This is a genomic window from Streptomyces sp. NPDC055013, from assembly GCF_053608645.1.
Genome location: NZ_JBSGVW010000006.1, coordinates 152,917 through 170,396, shown reverse-complemented (window position 1 = coordinate 170,396; position 17,480 = coordinate 152,917). Strand labels below are relative to the sequence as shown.

General features: G+C 71.3%; 14 protein-coding genes. 8 read left to right on the top strand and 6 right to left on the bottom strand.

Annotated features, from left to right (window positions below; genetic code table 11):
• The first annotated feature begins 49 nt into the window (after nt 1-49).
• Nucleotides 50-964: an NAD(P)-dependent oxidoreductase gene (locus ACWGDB_RS10505; RefSeq protein WP_453822075.1), complete on the top strand. Its 915-nt coding sequence runs from the start codon at nt 50-52 to the stop codon at nt 962-964.
• 10 nt (nt 965-974) lie between these two features.
• On the opposite strand, the gene ACWGDB_RS10500 is transcribed toward ACWGDB_RS10505, so the two are convergent.
• Entirely contained in the window at nt 975-1,757 is a 783-nt protein-coding gene (locus tag ACWGDB_RS10500) for a sulfite exporter TauE/SafE family protein (protein WP_453822074.1), read from the bottom strand.
• A gap of 211 nt (nt 1,758-1,968) precedes the next feature.
• On the opposite strand from ACWGDB_RS10500, the gene ACWGDB_RS10495 reads away from it, so the two are divergent.
• Genes ACWGDB_RS10495 through nirD form a run of 3 tightly spaced genes read left to right on the top strand, consistent with a single transcriptional unit; the run spans nt 1,969 to nt 6,136 of the window.
• Nucleotides 1,969-3,180, top strand: a complete 1,212-nt coding sequence (locus ACWGDB_RS10495; protein WP_453822073.1) for an NAD(P)/FAD-dependent oxidoreductase — start codon at nt 1,969-1,971, stop codon at nt 3,178-3,180.
• Entirely contained in the window at nt 3,180-5,786 is a 2,607-nt protein-coding gene (gene nirB / locus ACWGDB_RS10490; RefSeq protein ID WP_453822072.1) for a nitrite reductase large subunit NirB, read from the top strand. Before ACWGDB_RS10495 ends, nirB begins: the two co-directional genes overlap by 1 nt.
• Nucleotides 5,783-6,136 (top strand): nitrite reductase small subunit NirD, encoded by a 354-nt coding sequence (gene nirD / locus ACWGDB_RS10485; RefSeq protein WP_453822071.1) that lies wholly within the window; start codon nt 5,783-5,785, stop codon nt 6,134-6,136. Before nirB ends, nirD begins: the two co-directional genes overlap by 4 nt.
• Before the next feature lie 40 nt (nt 6,137-6,176).
• On the opposite strand, the gene ACWGDB_RS10480 is transcribed toward nirD, so the two are convergent.
• From ACWGDB_RS10480 to ACWGDB_RS10465, 4 genes are all read right to left on the bottom strand, one after another.
• A complete protein-coding gene (locus ACWGDB_RS10480; RefSeq protein WP_453822070.1) occupies nt 6,177-7,106 on the bottom strand; it encodes an oxidoreductase in 930 nt (309 codons plus the stop codon).
• A gap of 38 nt (nt 7,107-7,144) precedes the next feature.
• The gene (locus tag ACWGDB_RS10475; RefSeq protein ID WP_453822069.1) at nt 7,145-7,576 is read right to left on the bottom strand and encodes an LAETG motif-containing sortase-dependent surface protein; all 432 of its coding nucleotides are present in this window, start codon (nt 7,574-7,576) and stop codon (nt 7,145-7,147) included.
• A gap of 172 nt (nt 7,577-7,748) precedes the next feature.
• Nucleotides 7,749-9,497, bottom strand: coding sequence for a SulP family inorganic anion transporter (locus ACWGDB_RS10470; RefSeq protein ID WP_453822068.1), 1,749 nt, complete (start codon nt 9,495-9,497; stop codon nt 7,749-7,751).
• A 41-nt stretch (nt 9,498-9,538) separates the two neighbouring features.
• Nucleotides 9,539-10,144, bottom strand: a complete 606-nt coding sequence (locus tag ACWGDB_RS10465) for a carbonic anhydrase (RefSeq protein WP_383597573.1) — start codon at nt 10,142-10,144, stop codon at nt 9,539-9,541.
• 192 nt (nt 10,145-10,336) lie between these two features.
• On the opposite strand from ACWGDB_RS10465, the gene ACWGDB_RS10460 reads away from it, so the two are divergent.
• The 4 genes from ACWGDB_RS10460 (at nt 10,337) to ACWGDB_RS10445 (ending at nt 14,580) form a co-directional block, all read left to right on the top strand.
• Nucleotides 10,337-11,230, top strand: coding sequence for a winged helix-turn-helix domain-containing protein (locus tag ACWGDB_RS10460; RefSeq protein WP_453822067.1), 894 nt, complete (start codon nt 10,337-10,339; stop codon nt 11,228-11,230).
• Nucleotides 11,227-12,711: a sensor histidine kinase gene (locus tag ACWGDB_RS10455; RefSeq protein WP_453822066.1), complete on the top strand. Its 1,485-nt coding sequence runs from the start codon at nt 11,227-11,229 to the stop codon at nt 12,709-12,711. Before ACWGDB_RS10460 ends, ACWGDB_RS10455 begins: the two co-directional genes overlap by 4 nt.
• A gap of 155 nt (nt 12,712-12,866) precedes the next feature.
• On the top strand, nt 12,867-14,027 hold the full coding sequence (locus ACWGDB_RS10450) for an alkaline phosphatase PhoX (protein ID WP_453822065.1): 1,161 nt from the start codon (nt 12,867-12,869) through the stop codon (nt 14,025-14,027).
• 85 nt (nt 14,028-14,112) lie between these two features.
• On the top strand, nt 14,113-14,580 hold the full coding sequence (locus ACWGDB_RS10445) for an excalibur calcium-binding domain-containing protein (RefSeq protein WP_453822064.1): 468 nt from the start codon (nt 14,113-14,115) through the stop codon (nt 14,578-14,580).
• 124 nt (nt 14,581-14,704) lie between these two features.
• Here the strand turns inward: ACWGDB_RS10445 and ppdK are convergent, their stop codons facing one another.
• The gene (ppdK, locus tag ACWGDB_RS10440) at nt 14,705-17,425 is read right to left on the bottom strand and encodes a pyruvate, phosphate dikinase (protein ID WP_453822063.1); all 2,721 of its coding nucleotides are present in this window, start codon (nt 17,423-17,425) and stop codon (nt 14,705-14,707) included.
• Nucleotides 17,426-17,480 lie beyond the last annotated feature (55 nt).

Sequence of the window (17,480 nt, the reverse complement as noted above, 5' to 3'; positions counted from 1 at the left end):
CTAAGTGCGTACTTGAGCAGGCGATTCCCCTACCACGAGCCTAGACGTCATGACTGACAACGCCCCCGCGCCCACCGCGCTCCCGACCCCCGCCCCGACCTCGCTCACCCTTCTCGGCACCGGTGCCATGGGCACCGCCCTGGCCCGCGCCTGGCTCGCCGCCGGCCATCCGGTCACCGTCTGGAACCGCACGCCCGCCCGGGCCGAACCCCTGGCCGCCGAGGGCGCGACCGTCGCCGCGAGCGCCGCCGAGGCGGTGGCCGCGAACCGGCTGGTCGTCGTCTGCCTCCTCGACGACGCCTCGGTCGGCGAGGCCCTCGACGGTGCCGACCTGTCCGGCCGTGACCTCGTGAACCTCACCACCGGCACCCCCGCCCAGGGCCGCTCCCGCGCCGCGTGGGCCGAGGCGCGCGGCGCCCGTTTCCTGGACGCCGGGATCATGGCCGTACCGCCGATGATCGGGGACGCGGAGTCAGGAGGGTACGTCTTCTACAGCGGCTCCCCCGAGCTGTTCGAGGAGCACGGCTCGACCCTCGCCGTCCCGGCCGGCACCCGTTACGTCGGCGCGGACGCCGGCTTCGCCGCGCTGCACGACGTGGCGCTGCTGAGCGCGATGGACGGCATGTTCGCGGGCGTGCTGCACGCGTTCGCGCTGATCCGCCGCGAGGACATCGCCCCGACGGACTTCGCGCCGCTGCTGGTGTCGTGGCTCGGCGCGATGGCGCCCGCCGCGCACCAGGCCGCCGAGCAGCTGGAGAGCGGCGACTACGGCAAGGACGTCGTGTCCAACCTCGCCATGCAGGTCGCGGGCAACGCCACGCTGCTGGCCACGGCCGAGGAGCAGGGCGTGAGCGCCGAGCTGCTGACGCCGTACACGACCCTCATGGAGCGGTGGCTCGCCGCGGGACATGGCGACGAGGACACCACCGGCATGGTCGAACTGCTCGACCTGCGGCAGAAGTAGGAGCCTGCAGCTAGGCCAGCCACTGCTCGTACGCCAGCTTCGCCACCAGCGCGAACACCACCGTCAGCAGCACCGCCCGCACGAATCCGCTGCCCTTCTTCAGTGCCGTACGGGCTCCCAGCGTGCCGCCCGCCAGGTTGAAGACGGCCATCACGGCGGCGAGCTGCCACAGGACCGTGCCCTGCCAGGCGAAGGTGGCGAGCGCACCGGCGTTGGTGCAGCAGTTGACGATCTTCGCGGTGGCGGAGGCGGTGACGAGGTCGAGGTGGAGCATCGCGGTGAGGGAGAGGACCAGGAACGTGCCGGTGCCGGGGCCGATCAGCCCGTCGTAGAAGCCGATGCCCAGGCCGGCCAGGCCGATCGCGGCGAGGGTCCGGCGGTGGGAGGCCGGGCCCGTCGCCGGTGCCGTGCCGAACGCCGGGCGCAGGATCACGAAGGCGGCCACGGCGAGCAGCACCACCATGATCACGGGCTTCAGCACCTCGGTGCTCATGCCGGCCGCGAAGAAGGCGCCGCCGGAGGAGCCCGCGAGCGCCGCGAGACCGATGCGTACGGCGAGCCGTACGTCCACGGGTGCCTTGCGGGCGTACGTCACCGCGGCGCCCGAGGTGCCGACGATCGCGACCGCCTTGTTGGTGCCGAGCGCGTACGCGGCCGGGGTGCTCGCCGGGAGGCCGAGCAGCAGGGCCGGGAGCAGCAGGAGGCCGCCGCCACCGACCACGGCGTCGATCCAGCCGGCCGCGAGGGCCGCGAGGCACAGGACGACGACCATGGTCAGCGATATGTCGGGCATGATCGCGACCCTAGGCAGACGATGCGTGTGCCGTCCATGTACATGAGGAGCATCTGAGGTTCGGGCAACGGCACCGGACCGATCTCACAGGCCGCCCCCTTCGCGCCCCCCGAACCCTCACACCGGCCCCGCGCCCCCGCTGAGGGCAGCGTTCCCCGTGGGAAACAGACGTGATGCGGTCGGGAAACACCCGCACCGCACGCTCGACGCCATGACCTCGAATACGCGTGTGGTGGTGATCGGCGCCGGCCTCGCGGGCGTACGGCTCGCCCGGCGGCTCGGCGAGCTCGGCACGCCCGTGACGCTCGTCGGCGACGAGGAGCATCGCCCGTACAACCGGGTGCTGCTCGCCGAGGTGCTGGCCGGACGGTACAGCCCCGACGTGATCGCCCTCCCGGCGCCGGCGGAGCTCACGCGTGGCCGGGTCACCGGCATCGACCGCGAGGTGCGAGCCGTACACCTCGCGGACGGGTCGGAGATCGCATACGACACGCTGGTCCTGGCCACCGGTTCGAACCCGGTGCTGCCGCCCCTGCGCGGTCTGTTCACGCCGGACCACGTGCTGCCGGAGGGTGTGCACGCGTTCCGGACCATGGACGACTGCCTGGGCCTGTCCAAGGCCGTACGTCCCGGTGTCCGGGCGGTCGTGATCGGCGGTGGGCTCCTCGGGGTCTCCGCGGCTCGTGCCCTCGCGCTGCGCGGCGCGCAGGTCGTACTCGCCCAGCAGTCCGAGCGGCTGATGGAGCGGCAACTCGACCCGCCCGCCTCGAAGCTGGTCCGCCGCCATCTCGTCGACCTCGGTGTGGAGGTGCACACCGACCTGCGCGTGCGTGACGTGCGCTGCGTCGGCGGCGCGGTCCGCTCGGTGGAGATGGCCGACGGATACGCCCTCGACGCCGACCTCGTGGTCCTGGCCTGCGGGGTGCACCCCCGCGCGGGCCTCGCGCAGCTCGCGGGACTGGACGTCCGCAAGGGGATCGTCGTCGACGACGAGCTCCGTACGTCCGACCCGCACATCCGGGCCGTCGGTGACTGCGCGCAGCACGCCGGGACCGTGTACGGACTGGCCGCACCCGCGCTCGAACAGGCCGACGTCCTGGCCGAGTTGCTGGCGGGCGACGGCACCGCCCGTTACACCGGCACCCGGGCGCTGACCCGGCTGACGCTGGCCGGTGAGGGGTTCTTCGACCTCGCCGCGTTCGGCGAGACGGAGGCCCGGCCGGGCGACGACGTCGTCCAGCTGACCGACGCCACCCGCGGCACCTACCGCAAGGTCGTCGTCCGCGACGACCGCCTGGTCGGCGGGGTTCTCGTCGGCGAACTCGGCACCGTCGGCGCGCTCGCCCGCGCCTGGGAGGGAGCAGAGCCGCTCCCCGACGACGCCCCGCTGCTCCACCTGCTCACCAACGATGGAGGCTCCTGATGACCGCCACCCCGGAGGCCACGGAGGCCACCCCCACGATCGTGCTCGTCGGCCACGGCATGGTCGGCCAGCGTTTCCTGGAGGCGCTCGCCGAGCGCGGCCTGACCGCCACACACCGCGTGGTCGTGCTGTGCGAGGAGCCGCGTCCGGCATACGACCGCGTCGCGCTCACCTCCTATTTCTCCGGCAGGACGCCCGAGGACCTCTCCATGACCGACATGGAGTTCATCAAGGACCACGGCATCGAGCTGTACATCGGTGACCCGGCGCTCTCCGTGGACCGCGCGGCCCGGCAGGTCACGGCCGCGTCCGGCCAGGTCTTCGCGTACGACGCCCTCGTCCTCGCCACCGGCTCGTACCCGTTCGTGCCGCCGGTCCCGAACAAGGACGCCGCCGGCTGTTTCGTCTACCGCACGATCGAGGACCTGCTCGCGATCGAGGAGTACGCGAAGACGAAGGCCACGACCGGTGCCGTGGTCGGCGGCGGTCTGCTGGGCCTGGAGGCCGCCGGTGCGCTGAAGGGACTCGGTGTCGAGGCGCACATCGTGGAGTTCGCGCCGCGGCTGATGCCGGTGCAGGTCGACGAGGGCGGTGGCGCGGCGCTGCTGCGCACCATCGAGGACATGGGCCTGAGCGTCCACACCGGTGTCGGCACGCAGGAGATCGTCGTCGACGCGGACGGTGCCGTCACCGGCATGAAGCTGTCCGACGGTTCCGAACTCGCCACCGACATGGTGGTGTTCAGCGCCGGTGTCCGCCCCCGCGACCAGCTGGCCCGCGACTGCGGCCTCACCGTCGGCGAGCGCGGCGGCATCACGGTCGACGAACAGTGCCGTACGGTCGCCGACCCGCATGTGTTCGCGATCGGCGAGTGCGCGCTGGCGTCGGACGGCCGGGTGTACGGCCTGGTGGCCCCCGGTTACGAGCAGGCGGAGACGGCGGCGGCGACGATCGCCTCCGACGAGGCCGCCTTCGTCGGCGCCGACCTGTCGACGAAGCTGAAGCTGCTCGGTGTGGATGTCGCCTCGTTCGGTGACGCGCACGGCACCGCCGACGACTGCCTGGACGTCGTGTACTCCGACTCCCGCGCCGGCCTGTACAAGAAGCTGGTCATCGGCCGCGACGGCACGCTGCTCGGCGGCATCCTGGTCGGCGACGCGGACGCGTACGGCACGCTGAAGGCGTTCACCGGCTCCGTGCCGCCGGTCTCGCCCGAGTCGCTCGTCCTGCCCGCCGGTGCCGGCGCCCCCGCCCAGCTCGGCCCGTCCGCCCTGCCGGACGAGGCGGTGATCTGCTCCTGCCACAACGTCACCAAGGGCACGATCCGTGGTGCGGTGACGGAGCACTCCTGCACGACCGTGCCCGAGGTGAAGAAGTGCACCAAGGCCGGCACGGGCTGCGGCTCCTGCGTCAAGGTCCTCGGCCAGCTGGTCACCGCCGAGCTGGAGGCGTCCGGCGTCGAGGTCGACAAGGGCCTGTGCGGCTGCTTCTCGCAGACCCGCGAGGAGCTGTACGAGATCGTCCTCGCCCTGCGCGTCAACACCTACCAGGACCTGCTGGACCGCTACGGCCGTGACGGCGCCCGGGGCGGCGACGGCTGCGAGATCTGCAAGCCGACGGTCGGGTCGATCATCGCCTCGCTCGCTCCGACGATCGGCGCGAGCGGCTATGTCCTGGACGGCGAGCAGGCGGCGCTGCAGGACAGCAACGACCACTTCCTCGCCAACATCCAGAAGAACGGCTCGTACTCGGTCGTACCGCGTATCGCCGGTGGTGAGATCACCCCGGAGGGACTGATCGTGATCGGCGAGATCGCCCGCGACTTCGGTCTCTACACGAAGATCACCGGCGGCCAGCGTATCGACATGTTCGGCGCGAGGGTGGAGCAACTCCCGCTCATCTGGGCCAGGTTGGTGGACGCCGGCTTCGAGTCCGGCCACGCCTACGGCAAGTCGCTGCGCACGGTGAAGTCCTGCGTCGGGCAGACCTGGTGCCGCTACGGCGTCCAGGACTCCGTGCGGATGGCGATCGACCTGGAGCTGCGCTACCGGGGCCTGCGCTCGCCGCACAAGCTGAAGTCGGCGGTGTCCGGCTGCCAGCGCGAGTGCGCGGAGGCCCAGTCGAAGGACTTCGGCGTGATCGCCACGGCCAACGGCTGGAACCTCTACGTCGGCGGCAACGGCGGCGCGACCCCGCGCCACGCCGACCTGCTGGCCCAGGACCTGTCGGACGCGGAGCTGATCCGCCTGATCGACCGCTTCCTGATGTTCTACATCCGCACCGCGGACCGCTTGGAGCGCACGAGCGTGTGGCTGGAGCGGATCCCCGGCGGCCTGGACCACGTACGTGACGTGGTCGTGGAGGACTCCCTCGGCATCTGCGAGGAACTGGAGTCCCTGATGACGGCCCATGTCGCGAACTACCGCGACGAGTGGTCGGAGACCGTCAACGACCCCGAGAAGCTGGCCCGGTTCGTGTCCTTCGTGAACGCCCCCGACACCCCCGACCCGGTCGTCGGCTTCGTCCCCGAGCGCGACCAGGTCAAGCCCGACCTGCCGCTGCTGACCATCGGCCACCGCCCCCTGGAAGGAAGCGCCCAGCGATGACCCTGGCACCCGAGACGACCGACCTGAAGGTCCAAGTGCGCCTGGACACGGACTGGTTGACGGTCTGCGACCTCACCCACCTGCTCCCCGGCCGCGGCGTGGCGGCCCTGCTGCCGAACGGCGGCCAGGTGGCCCTGTTCCGCGACCGCGCCGGCCGGCTGTACGCCATCGACAACCGCGACCCGTTCGGCGGCGCCGCGGTCCTCTCCCGCGGCCTGACCGGCACCCACCAGGGCCGGCCGTTCGTGGCCTCGCCGCTCCTGAAGCAGCGCTTCGACCTGGAGACCGGGCAGTGTCTGGACGACGAGGGAGTGCGGGTGACTGCGTACGAGGTGCGGGCCGCCGGGTAGCGGGGCTCGTGGAGGTGGCCTCGTGAAGGTGGCCTCGCGCTCACACCTTCAGGTCGTCGTACACCACCCCGGTCAGCCGCTCGGAAGCCTCCCAAAGCAGCTCTCCCGCACGGTCGTTGCGGGTCCAGGGCGCACGCCGGGACGGGGCGGGTGAGCCGCGCCGGCCGCCGAAGGACGACGGGCCGGTGAAGGAGTCGGGGCGGACGTCGGGGGCGGTGGCGGCGTACAGCGTGGGCAGGGCGCCGGCCTCGGCGGGCTGGGCGAAGACACGGTTGCCGAGGCGGGCGAACCACTCGCTCGCCCGGCTCCCGGCCATCCGCGGCCCTGCCGTCTGGAGGTTGGTGTCCGCGTACCCGGGATGAGCGGCGGCCGCCACCACGTCCGCCCCCTGCGCCCCCAGCCTGCGCGCCAGCTCGTGCGTGAACAGCAGGTTGGCGCTCTTGGACCGGCCGTAGGCGATCCAGCGCCGGTACCGCTGCTCGCTGTTGAGGTCGTCGATGTCGATGTTGGACAGTGCGTGCAGCGGACTGGAGACGGTCACCACCCGCGCGCCGGGCACACCCAGCAGCGCGGGCAGCAACAGCCCGGTGAGCGCGAAGTGCCCCAGGTGGTTGACCCCGAACTGCGTCTCGAAGCCGTCCGCCGTGGTGCCGTACGGCAACGCCATCACGCCGGCATTGTTCACGAGCAGGTCGAGACGGTCGTACGGGAAGGACGCGGCGAACTCCCGCACGGAGCCCAGGTCCCCGAGATCCAGTCGCCGCAACTCGACGTGCCCCTGAGGCACTTCGGAGACCATCCGCGCCTCGGCCGCCGCGCCCCGCGCCTCGCTCCGGCACGCGAGCACCACCCGGGCGCCCTTCCGAGCCAGCTCCCGCGCCGTGACGTACCCGAGTCCGCTGTTGGCACCGGTGACGACGGCGACGCGGCCGCCCTGGTCGGGGATGTGCTGTGCGCTCCAGCCGGGCATGAGGAGCTCCTTCCGGATGTGGACGGCTCCGGCCCAGCCTACGAGCGGGCGTCCGTCCGGCGCAGCCTGCGCACCGCCACCAGCACCCCGCCACCGGCGAGCAGAGCGGCCGCGCCGCCCGCCGCCAGGTACGGGGTGCTGTCGTCGCCGCCGGTCGCGGCGAGGTCGGTGCCGTCCTGCCCGGTGGTCTCGTCGGAGGTGTCGTCGGCGGACGGAGCCGCGCCGCCCTCCGACTCCCCGTCGTCGGCGGGGACGAAGTCCGAGGGCGGGCTGTCGCAGCCGAGGCCGTCGCCGTCCCGGTCGAGGTGGGAGCCGTAGTGCTTGTCGCCCTCCGGGATGTCGGAGTACCCGCTGGCGTAGGCCTCGGTGCAGTTCTTGAACGGGTGGTCACCGTCATGGGCAGCGGCGGTGGCCGGCAGGGCGGCCAGCGCGGCGACGACGGTGGCGCCGGGCTTGTGGAGCAGGTTCACGGGAGGGTCCTTCCCTGGTCGTGCGTGAGGTGACGAACGTAGCCAGGGGCCGCAGTTGCGGAGGAGTTATGAAGGACCCGTGATGCGAACGTGACGTGACCGGAAGGTAGCTCTCCGTATGCGGGATCACCGCATGCCGGGGTATCGCATCAGGGCCACCGCATGCACGTGCTCAGCGCACGAGGGGCGAGCGCTCGGCAGGGTCGCCGTGGCCGTCGCGCACGGGCCGGGTGTCCAGGTAGAACCATTCGGCCCCGGGCCCCGGCAGCGGGGCCGTGTCGGCGGTGGCCGTCGGCCGGGGCGGCACGGCCGCGGACGCCTCCGACTTGGCCGGTCCCGGCATCAGCAGCTCCACCCGCAGCCCCAGCCCCCGCTGCTGCGCCGTGAACTCCTCCACCTGGTTGCGGCAGGCGTGGTCCAGATGGGTCACGCCGGTCAGGTCGAGGCGGATGCGGGGTTTGCCGGAGGCGGCTGCGCTCTCCAGTGCCTCGATGACCTGCGGCAGCCGTAGGAAGGTGGCGTTGCCGGCCATGACGACCTTCGCCGTGTCGTCCTCGACGTGCTGCCGGATCACGGTCTGGGACATCCGCAGAGCGGCCAGTACGATCCCGGCCGCGAGGCCGATGAGGACGCCCTCCAGCAGCGCGGTCGCCACGATGACCAGCGTTGTCGTCGTCATCACGAAGAACTCGCCCCGGTCCTGCCGCCACATCTTCGGGAACTCGTCCGGCGCGAACAGCTTCCAGCCGCTGTGCACGAGGACGCCCGCGAGCACCGAGATCGGGATCAGGGCCAGAACCTGCGGCAGCAGCAGCGCGAACGCCAGCAGCCACAGGCCGTGCAGGGTACGGGAGATGCGGGTCTTGGCGCCGGCCTGGACGTTCGCCGAGCTGCGGGCGACGACCGCGGTGACCGGGAGGGCGCCGAGGATGCCCGCGACGGTGTTGCCGGCGCCCTGGGCGACGAGTTCGGTGTTGTAGCGGGTGCGCGGGCCGCTGTGCATACGGTCCACGGCGGCCGCGGTGAACAGGCTCTCCGCCGAGGCGATGACCGTGAAGGTGAGGATGGCCGAGATGACCGCGGGGTCCGCGAGGCCCGCGAACTGCGCGGCTCCCGGCACCTGCACCGACGCCAGCAGATTACCGACCTGGAGCGTCTTCACGTCCACGCCGGGCAGCGCGGCGACCGCGATGCCGATGCCGACCGCCACGAGCGCGGCCGGGACCTTCTTCGCCGGGCCCGGCACCTTCTTCCACAGGAAGCTCAGCACGATCGTGGCGACGCCGAGCAGCGTGGCGATCATCGCCTGGGGGTCGGTGAGGATGTCCGCGAACAGCCCCGGGATGCCCGCCATGTTCTCGATCGGCGTGCCGGGGGCCTTGGCGTCGGCCACCGGGTAGGCCTGGCTGAACATCAGCGGCAGGCCGATACCGGCCAGCATGCCCTGAACCACCGCGATGGAGATCGCCTGGAACATCCGGCCGAGGCGTACGACGCCGAGGACGATCTGCAGGATGCCCGAGAACAGGACGATCACGCCGAGCATCGCCACGCCGAGCTCCAGCACCGTCTCCGCGACCAGCGCGGCGAGCCCGGCGGCCGGCCCGCTGACCTGGAGCGTGCTGCCCCGGACCGAGCCGACGACCAGGCCGCCGATCACCCCGGAGATGATCCCGAGTTCAGCGGGGACGCCGGATGCCACGGCGACACCGATGCAGAGAGGGAGGGCGACGAGGAAGACGACGAGGGAAGCGGTGATCTCGTTGGCGAGGTCGAGCTTCTCGCCCCCGGCGGCCCCGCCCCCCGAGGACTTGACGGCACTCCTGGCGCCCCCGACGGCCCCGTCGCCCGACGCCCTGGCGCCACCCCCGCTCACCCCGTTGTCCGGCGGCGACTTCGCGGCGCCCCCGATCCCCGGCATGCTCACCTTCGTGCGCGTACGCCCGCGCGCATGCGCCCCGCTCATCCGGCATGCACCCGGAACCGGCCGTCGTCCTCCAGCTCGTGCACCTGCCCGGTGTCGACCTCGTAGTACCAGCCGTGCAGCCGCAGCCGCCCCCCGTCCAGCCGCTGCCGCACCACCGGGTAAGTCCGCAGTACGGCAAGCTGGTTGACGACGTTGCCCTGGGCCACGTCCGGCAGCGACGGGTCGTCGGAGGCGGCCGTCAGGACCTGCGCCAGTTCCGGACGGGCCAGCTGCAGCCACGCGTCCACCCCCGGCAGCGCGGACAGGTCGTCGCCGGACTTCAGCGCGCCCATCGCACCGCAGTGTGAGTGACCGCACACGATGATGTCCTGAACCCCGAGCACCTCCAGTGCGTACTCGATGGTGGCCGCCTCGCCGGAGGCACCAGGGCTGCCGTACGGCGGCACGATATTGCCCGCGTTTCGCAGCTCGAATATCTCTCCGGGCCGTGCGCCGGTAATCAGGGCGGGTATGACCCGTGAGTCCGAGCAGGTAATGAAGAGCGCCTCGGGATATTGCCCTTCGGCCAGTTTCCGGTATTCAACGGTCTCGAAATCGACCCGCCGCTTGAACGAACGGGCTCGGTCCAGCAACGCCTTCAACGATGCCTCCATGGTGGGGAGTTCGGCCAGTTCACAGCACCGTAGAGGAGCCCGCGCCAGAGGAAGGTTAAGTAAAGGCCAGAGCGCGTCCAGCAATTGGACATTCTTTGTCGCAACTCCCTGCAAGCGCTTGTTTCTTGTAGCGTGTCGACGTCAGGGCAGAGAATGCAAATTCACGGAGAGACAGGACGCATGGGCATACGAGTGCTGCTCATCGAGGACGACGAGACGATCGCCGAACCGCTCGCCGAGGGCCTCGGCCACTTCGGCCTGACGGTGGATCACGTGACCACCGGTGCCGAGGGACTGAGGAGGCCGTACGGCGATGTCGTCCTGCTCGACCTCGGGTTGCCGGACATGGACGGCATCGATGTGTGCCGGGGCATCCGGCGGGTCTCGGACGTGCCGGTCATCATCCTGAGCGCGCGGGGTGAGGAGGCCGACCGGGTCCTCGGACTGGAGCTGGGGGCGGACGACTATCTGGCGAAGCCGTTCAGTGTGCGGGAGTTGGTGGCGCGGGTGCGGGCCGTGACCCGGCGGACGCAGCGCACGGAGGCGGTGGCGGAGCCGGTCGGTACGGCGGCGCCGATGGATATGGCGACGTCGGTGGACAGAGCGGCGTCGGTCGAGCGTGGACGTACCGAAGCGCTGGTGGAGCGGCTGCGTGCGGAGGCGGCGGCCTCGTCGGCGGTCACCCCGCCATCCGCACCCCTGTCGCGCGAGACCGCGCCGGGCCCGTCGTACGAGGAATCCGCCCCTTCACCCTCGTACGCCCCCGGCCCCCTCGTCGTCGACCGCCGCACCCGTCAGGTCTGGGTCGGCGAGATCCCCGTCACCCTCACCCCCAAGGAATTCGAGCTGCTGGCGCTGCTGACCGAGGATCCCGGCGCGGTCTACTCACGGCAGCAGATCCTGGACCGCGTGTGGGACCCGCACTACGAGGGCCCGACCAAGACGCTGGACGTCCATGTCGCCGCGCTGCGGAAGAAGTTGGGGCACCCGGCCTGGATCCAGACCCTGCGCGGAGTCGGTTTCCGGCTGGCGGTGCAGACCGAGCCGGGCGGGCCGCAGGTGTCCTCGCCATGACCCGTCGGCTGCTGCTCAGCTACCTCAGTCTCGCCGCGCTCGTCCTGGTCTGCCTGGAGATCCCGCTGGGCTTCGTCTACTCGCGCAGCGAGCGGGAGCGGGTGGTGAGCGCGGCCAAGGACGAGGCGGAATCGGTGTCCGCGTACGCCTCACTGTCCCTCAGCGCGGGCCGTGCCGAGCGGGATCTGCCGCGCCGGGTGGTGCGCTGCGCCGAGCGCATCGGCGGGCAGGTGGTGATCGTGGACGCCTCGGGCGCCCTGCTCGCCACCTCGCATCCGCGGGCCGCGGTGATGTCGTCCAACCTCGCCTCCCGCCCCGGTATCGCGGCCGCCCTGCGCGGCACGTCCACCGTGGACGTCCGTACCTCGACCATCGGCGGCGTCGAGTACCTCTCGGTCGCCGGGCCGGTCATGCGCGACGAGCGGATGCAGGGTGCCGTGTGGCTGACGCTGCCGACGCGGACGGTGCACGAACGCGTCCGTCACGTCTGGCTGTTGCTGGGCCTCGGCGGACTCGGGGTCCTCACCGCGGTCGCGGTGGTCGGGTTCGCCATCGCCTGCTGGGCCGGCCGTCCCATCCGTGAACTGGAGCGCGCCACCCATGAGCTGGCGGAGGGCGGGCGGGCCCGTCCGGTGACGATGACGAAGGGTCCGCCCGAGGTCCGCCGGCTGGCCGCCGCGTTCAACCGTACGGCGGCCCGGCTCGCTCATCTCCTCGCCGCCCAGCGGGCGTTCGCGGGCGAGGCGTCGCACCAGCTGAAGACCCCGCTCGCGGCGTTGCGGCTGCGGCTGGAGAACCTGGAGCCGAACGTCTCGGACCGCGGCATCGGCAGCCTCACCGCCGCCGTGACGGAGACGGACCGGCTCGCGCGGATGGTCGAGGGGCTGCTGGCGATGGCCCGCCTGGAGGAGGACTCCGCGACGCCCGCCCCGGTCGACGTGGGCGCGGTCTGCGCGGAACGGCACCGCACCTGGCTGCCGCTGTTCGAGCAGCAGCGGGTCTCCCTCGTCCTGTTCGCGGGCAGTGTGGGGCCGGTCCTCGCGGTGCCGGGCGGGGTCGAGCAGATCGTGGACAACCTGCTCTCCAACGCCCTGCGCGCCTCCCCGCCCGACAGCACCGTCGCCATCGAGCTACGGCTCCATGTGCCGCTCCGCCGCGCCCTGCGCGATGCCCGCCCCGCCTGGGTCGACCTGCACATCACCGACGAGGGGCCCGGCATGACCTCGGAGCAGCGTGCCCGCGCCTTCGACCGCTTCTGGCGCGCGCCGGGTGCCCCCAAGGGCGGTACGGGGCTGGGCCTTTCGCTGGTCCATCGGCTCGCGCACGCGAGCGGCGGTGAGGCGAGCCTGCATGCCTCGGCGGCGGGCGGTCTGGACGCGGTGGTCCGGCTGCCGTCGGCGGAACCGCCGCGCGAGGCGCACGGGCCGGGTACCGAGCGGCCGGGGCAGCGGAGGCGGGGGGTGCCGGCGCTGCGCGCATGACCCGGCCCCCATGGGCAGCTCCCAGGTACGCCGCCCGACGGCCACCAACCGGCCACGGCCCGTCCACCCTGCTCCCTTAGGTTCCATGCCGCTCCCTCTGGCACGACCCCGTCGTCGACCGGCGGCGGGGCGGTACGGCACCTCTTGGAGTGAGAGTGGAACGTCGTAGCCTCCTGCGCGCGGCCGTCCTCGGCGGCTCGGTCGCCGTGTTCGGCGGAACCCTGTGGCGCGGCGCCGCGTACGCGGCCCCGGCCCAGCCCGGCACCGGCCCCTACGGGGCACTGGGCTCCCCCGACACCAACGGCATCAGACTCCCCAGCGGCTTCACCAGCCGCGTGATCGCCCGCTCCGGGCAGACGGTCTCCGGTACGTCGTACACCTGGCACAACGCCCCTGACGGCGGGGCGTGTTACGCGGACGGCAGTGGCTGGATCTATGTCTCCAACTCCGAGATCAACCCCTCCGGCGGCGCGAGCGCGGTGAAGTTCTCGTCGACGGGCGCGATCACGGCCGCGTACCGCATCCTGTCCTCCACGCGCCAGAACTGCGCGGGCGGAAAGACGCCGTGGAACACCTGGCTGTCCTGTGAGGAGGTGTCCCTCGGCTACGTCTACGAGACGGACCCGTGGGGCGTTCAGGCGGCGGTCCGCCGTGCCGCGATGGGCCGCTTCAAGCACGAGGCGGCGGCCGCGGACCCGGTGCGCCAGGTGATCTACCTGACCGAGGACGAGAGCAACGGCCGCTTCTACCGCTTCATCCCCTCCACCTGGGGCAACCTGTCCTCCGGCACCCTCCAGGTCATGGTCGCGGGCAGCGCCACCTCGGGCTCCTTCACCTGGGCCGACGTCCCCGACCCGGACGGCTCCCCGACGGCCACCCGCTCCCAGGTCTCGGGCTCCAAGTCCTTCAACGGCGGCGAGGGCTGCCACTACGCCGACGACACGGTCTGGTTCACCACGAAGGGCGACAACCGGGTCTGGCAGCTCAACCTGACCTCGAACACCTACGAGCTGGCCTACGACGACTCCCTCGTCACCTCCGGCACGGCCCCCCTCACCGGCGTCGACAACATCACCGGCTCCTCCTCCGGCGACCTCTTCGTCGCCGAGGACGGCGGCAACATGGAGATCTGCGTCATCACCCCGGCCGACGTCATCGCCCCGTTCCTGCGCATCGACGGCCAGTCCGGCTCGGAGATCACGGGCCCGGCCTTCTCCCCCGACGGCACCCGCCTGTACTTCTCCAGCCAGCGGGGCACGAGCGGGAGTTCGTCGGGCGGGATCACGTATGAGGTGAAGGGCCCGTTCCGCACGTAGCGATTACGAAACAGACACACTCCCTCCACAACTGGTCACCGGGCATTACGGTCATCCCCTCACGCACCACCAGTGGGGGGATGACATGACCAGTCCGTACACCTCGGCACCCATGCCGCCGCAGCCGCCCTTCCGCCCGGCTCCCAAGTGGGCCCGCAAGCGCTACGCACTTCCCGCACTCGGGCTGGCCTTCTTCCTGGGCATCGGCGCGGGCGCGTCGGACGAGGACTCGAGGACCACCAGGGCGAAGCCGGCCGCAGCCTCAGCTCAGCCCACGGTCACTGTCACGGCGACGACCACGACGGCGGCAGCCGAGGAACCCGAACCGGCGCCGACGGTGACCACCACGAAGACAATCAAGGTCACCACCACGGTCACGGCGCCGCCCGCGCAAGACAGCGACTCCGTCGCCGACGACTCCTCCGGCGGCGACGTCCACTACGCCAACTGCTCGGAGGCCCGCGCAGCCGGCGCGGCCCCCGTCCACCGAGGCGAGCCCGGCTACGCCTCACACCTGGACCGGGACAACGACGGGGTGGGCTGCGACAGCTGAGGACGCCAAAACGAGGGCGGCACCCCCGCACAGGGTGCCGCCCTCTTGGTGCACCGGAGTCGCCGCCCATCGGTCTTGAGGGTCGGGGACAGGAGACGACTCCGGAGTTGAGTGGCCGTACGGCCTAGCGGTGGTCGCTGCCCACCGACTGGGAGGCCGCGCGGCCGGCCTCGAGGCGGGCGACCGGGATGCGGAACGGGGAGCAGGAGACGTAGTCGAGGCCGACCTCGTGGAAGAAGTGGACCGACTCGGGGTCGCCGCCGTGCTCGCCGCAGACGCCGAGCTTGAGGTCGGGGCGGGTCTCACGGCCGGCCTTGGCCGCCGCCGCGACCAGGGAACCCACGCCGTCCTTGTCGATCGTCTCGAACGGGGAGACGCCGAAGATGCCCTTCTCCAGGTAGGCCGTGAAGAACGAGGCCTCCACGTCGTCCCGGCTGAAGCCCCACACCGTCTGGGTGAGGTCGTTCGTGCCGAAGGAGAAGAACTCCGCCGCCTCGGCGATCTGACCGGCCGTGAGGGCGGCGCGCGGGAGCTCGATCATCGTGCCGATCGAGAGCTTCAGCTTCGTACCCGTCGCCGCCTCGACCTCCGCGATGACCTGGTCGGCCTCCTCGCGGACGATCTCCAGCTCCTGGACGGTGCCGACGAGCGGGATCATGATCTCGGCGCGCGGGTCGCCCTTGGCGTTCTTGCGCGCGGCGGCCGCTTCCGCGATCGCGCGGACCTGCATCGTGAACAGGCCGGGGATGACCAGGCCCAGGCGTACGCCGCGCAGGCCCAGCATCGGGTTCTGCTCGTGCAGACGGTGCACGGCCTGGAGGAGGCGCAGCTCGTTCTCGTGGGGCTCCTGGCGGGACTCCGCCAGGGCCACGCGGACCGAGAGTTCCGTGATGTCGGGGAGGAACTCGTGCAGCGGCGGGTCGAGGAGACGGACCGTCACCGGCAGGCCGTCCATCGCCGAGAACAGCTCGACGAAGTCCTTCTTCTGCAGCGGCAGCAGCTCCGCGAGGGCGGCCTCGCGGACCTCCTCGGTGTCGGCGAGGATCAGCTTCTCGACCATCTCGCGGCGCTCACCGAGGAACATGTGCTCGGTGCGGCACAGGCCGATGCCCTGGGCGCCGAAGCGACGGGCGCGCAGCGCGTCCTCGGCGTTGTCCGCGTTGGCGCGCACCCGCAGGCTGCGCTTGCGGTCGGCGAACGCCATGATCCGGTGCACGGCCTCGACCAGCTCGTCGGCGTCGTTGGCGCCCGCGTGCATCCGGCCCTCGAAGTACTCCACGACGGGAGAGGGGACGACCGGGACCTCGCCGAGGTAGACCTTGCCGGACGAGCCGTCGATCGAGATGACGTCGCCCTCCTCGACGACGTGTCCGCCCGGGACCGTCATCCGGCGGCGCTTGGTGTCGACCTCCAGCTCCTCCGCGCCGCAGACACAGGTCTTGCCCATGCCGCGCGCGACGACGGCCGCGTGGGAGGTCTTGCCGCCGCGGGAGGTCAGGATGCCCTCGGCCGCGATCATGCCGTCCAGGTCGTCGGGGTTGGTCTCCCGGCGGACCAGGATGACCTTCTCGCCCGAACGCGACCACTTCACCGCGGTGTACGAGTCGAAGACGGCCTTGCCGACCGCCGCACCCGGCGATGCCGCGATGCCCCGGCCGACCTGCTCGACCTTCGCGTCCTCGTCGAACTTCGGGAACATCAGCTGCGCGAGCTGGGCGCCGTTGACGCGCTGCAGCGCCTCCGCCTCGTCGATGAGGCCCTGGTCCACGAGCTGGGTCGCGATCCGGAAGGCGGCGCCCGCCGTGCGCTTGCCGACGCGCGTCTGGAGCATCCACAGCTGACCGCGCTCGATCGTGAACTCGATGTCGCAGAGGTCCTTGTAGTGGTTCTCCAGCGTCTCCATGATCTGCATCAGCTGGTCGTACGACTTCTTGTCGATCGTCTCCAGCTCCGCGAGCGGGACGGTGTTGCGGATGCCCGCGACCACGTCCTCGCCCTGGGCGTTCTGCAGGTAGTCGCCGTAGACGCCCTGGTGGCCGGAGGCGGGGTCACGGGTGAAGGCGACACCCGTGCCGGAGTCCGGGCCCAGGTTGCCGAAGACCATCGAGCAGACGTTGACGGCCGTGCCGAGGTCGCCGGGGATGCGTTCCTGGCGGCGGTACAGCTTGGCGCGGTCGGTGTTCCAGGAGTCGAAGACCGCGTGGATGGCGAGGTCCATCTGCTCGCGCGGGTCCTGCGGGAAGTCCCGGCCGGCCTCCTTCTTCACGATCTTCTTGAAGGCGGTGACCAGCTTCTTGAGGTCGGCGGCCTCCAGGTCGGTGTCGACCGTGACCTTCTTGGCCTCCTTGGCCTTGTCGAGGGCCTCCTCGAAGAGCTCGCCGTCGACACCGAGGACCGTCTTGCCGAACATCTGGATGAGGCGCCGGTAGGAGTCCCAGGCGAACCGCTCGTCGCCCGCCTGCTCGGTGAGGCCCTTCACGGACTTGTCGGAGAGTCCGATGTTGAGGACCGTGTCCATCATTCCGGGCATGGAGAACTTGGCGCCGGAACGGACGGAGACGAGCAGAGGGTTGTCGGCCTGGCCGAGCTTCTTGCCCATCCGGGACTCGAGGGCGTCGAGGTGCGCACTCACCTCGTCACGCAGTGCCGCGGGCTCCTCGCCACTGTCGAGGTAGACCTTGCAGGCTTCCGTCGTGATCGTGAAGCCAGGGGGAACGGGAAGCCCCAGGTTGGTCATCTCGGCGAGGTTCGCACCCTTGCCACCCAGGAGGTCCTTGAGGTCCTTGTTTCCCTCGGTGAAGTCGTAAACGAACTTCGCTACGTGGGGTTCTTTGTTTTCCGACACGGTCTCGACTCCCTCGAGGACGCGGTGGCTGCCCTGACGGCGAGGAACATACCCA

Coding starts and splice junctions, on each gene's coding strand:
- ACWGDB_RS10505 (WP_453822075.1), top strand. CDS start 50: ATGACTGACAACGCCCCCGCGCCCACCGCGCTCCCGACCCCCGCCCCG.
- ACWGDB_RS10500 (WP_453822074.1), bottom strand. CDS start 1,757: ATGCCCGACATATCGCTGACCATGGTCGTCGTCCTGTGCCTCGCGGCC.
- ACWGDB_RS10495 (WP_453822073.1), top strand. CDS start 1,969: ATGACCTCGAATACGCGTGTGGTGGTGATCGGCGCCGGCCTCGCGGGC.
- nirB (WP_453822072.1), top strand. CDS start 3,180: ATGACCGCCACCCCGGAGGCCACGGAGGCCACCCCCACGATCGTGCTC.
- nirD (WP_453822071.1), top strand. CDS start 5,783: ATGACCCTGGCACCCGAGACGACCGACCTGAAGGTCCAAGTGCGCCTG.
- ACWGDB_RS10480 (WP_453822070.1), bottom strand. CDS start 7,106: ATGCCCGGCTGGAGCGCACAGCACATCCCCGACCAGGGCGGCCGCGTC.
- ACWGDB_RS10470 (WP_453822068.1), bottom strand. CDS start 9,497: ATGCCGGGGATCGGGGGCGCCGCGAAGTCGCCGCCGGACAACGGGGTG.
- ACWGDB_RS10460 (WP_453822067.1), top strand. CDS start 10,337: ATGGGCATACGAGTGCTGCTCATCGAGGACGACGAGACGATCGCCGAA.
- ACWGDB_RS10455 (WP_453822066.1), top strand. CDS start 11,227: ATGACCCGTCGGCTGCTGCTCAGCTACCTCAGTCTCGCCGCGCTCGTC.
- ACWGDB_RS10445 (WP_453822064.1), top strand. CDS start 14,113: ATGACCAGTCCGTACACCTCGGCACCCATGCCGCCGCAGCCGCCCTTC.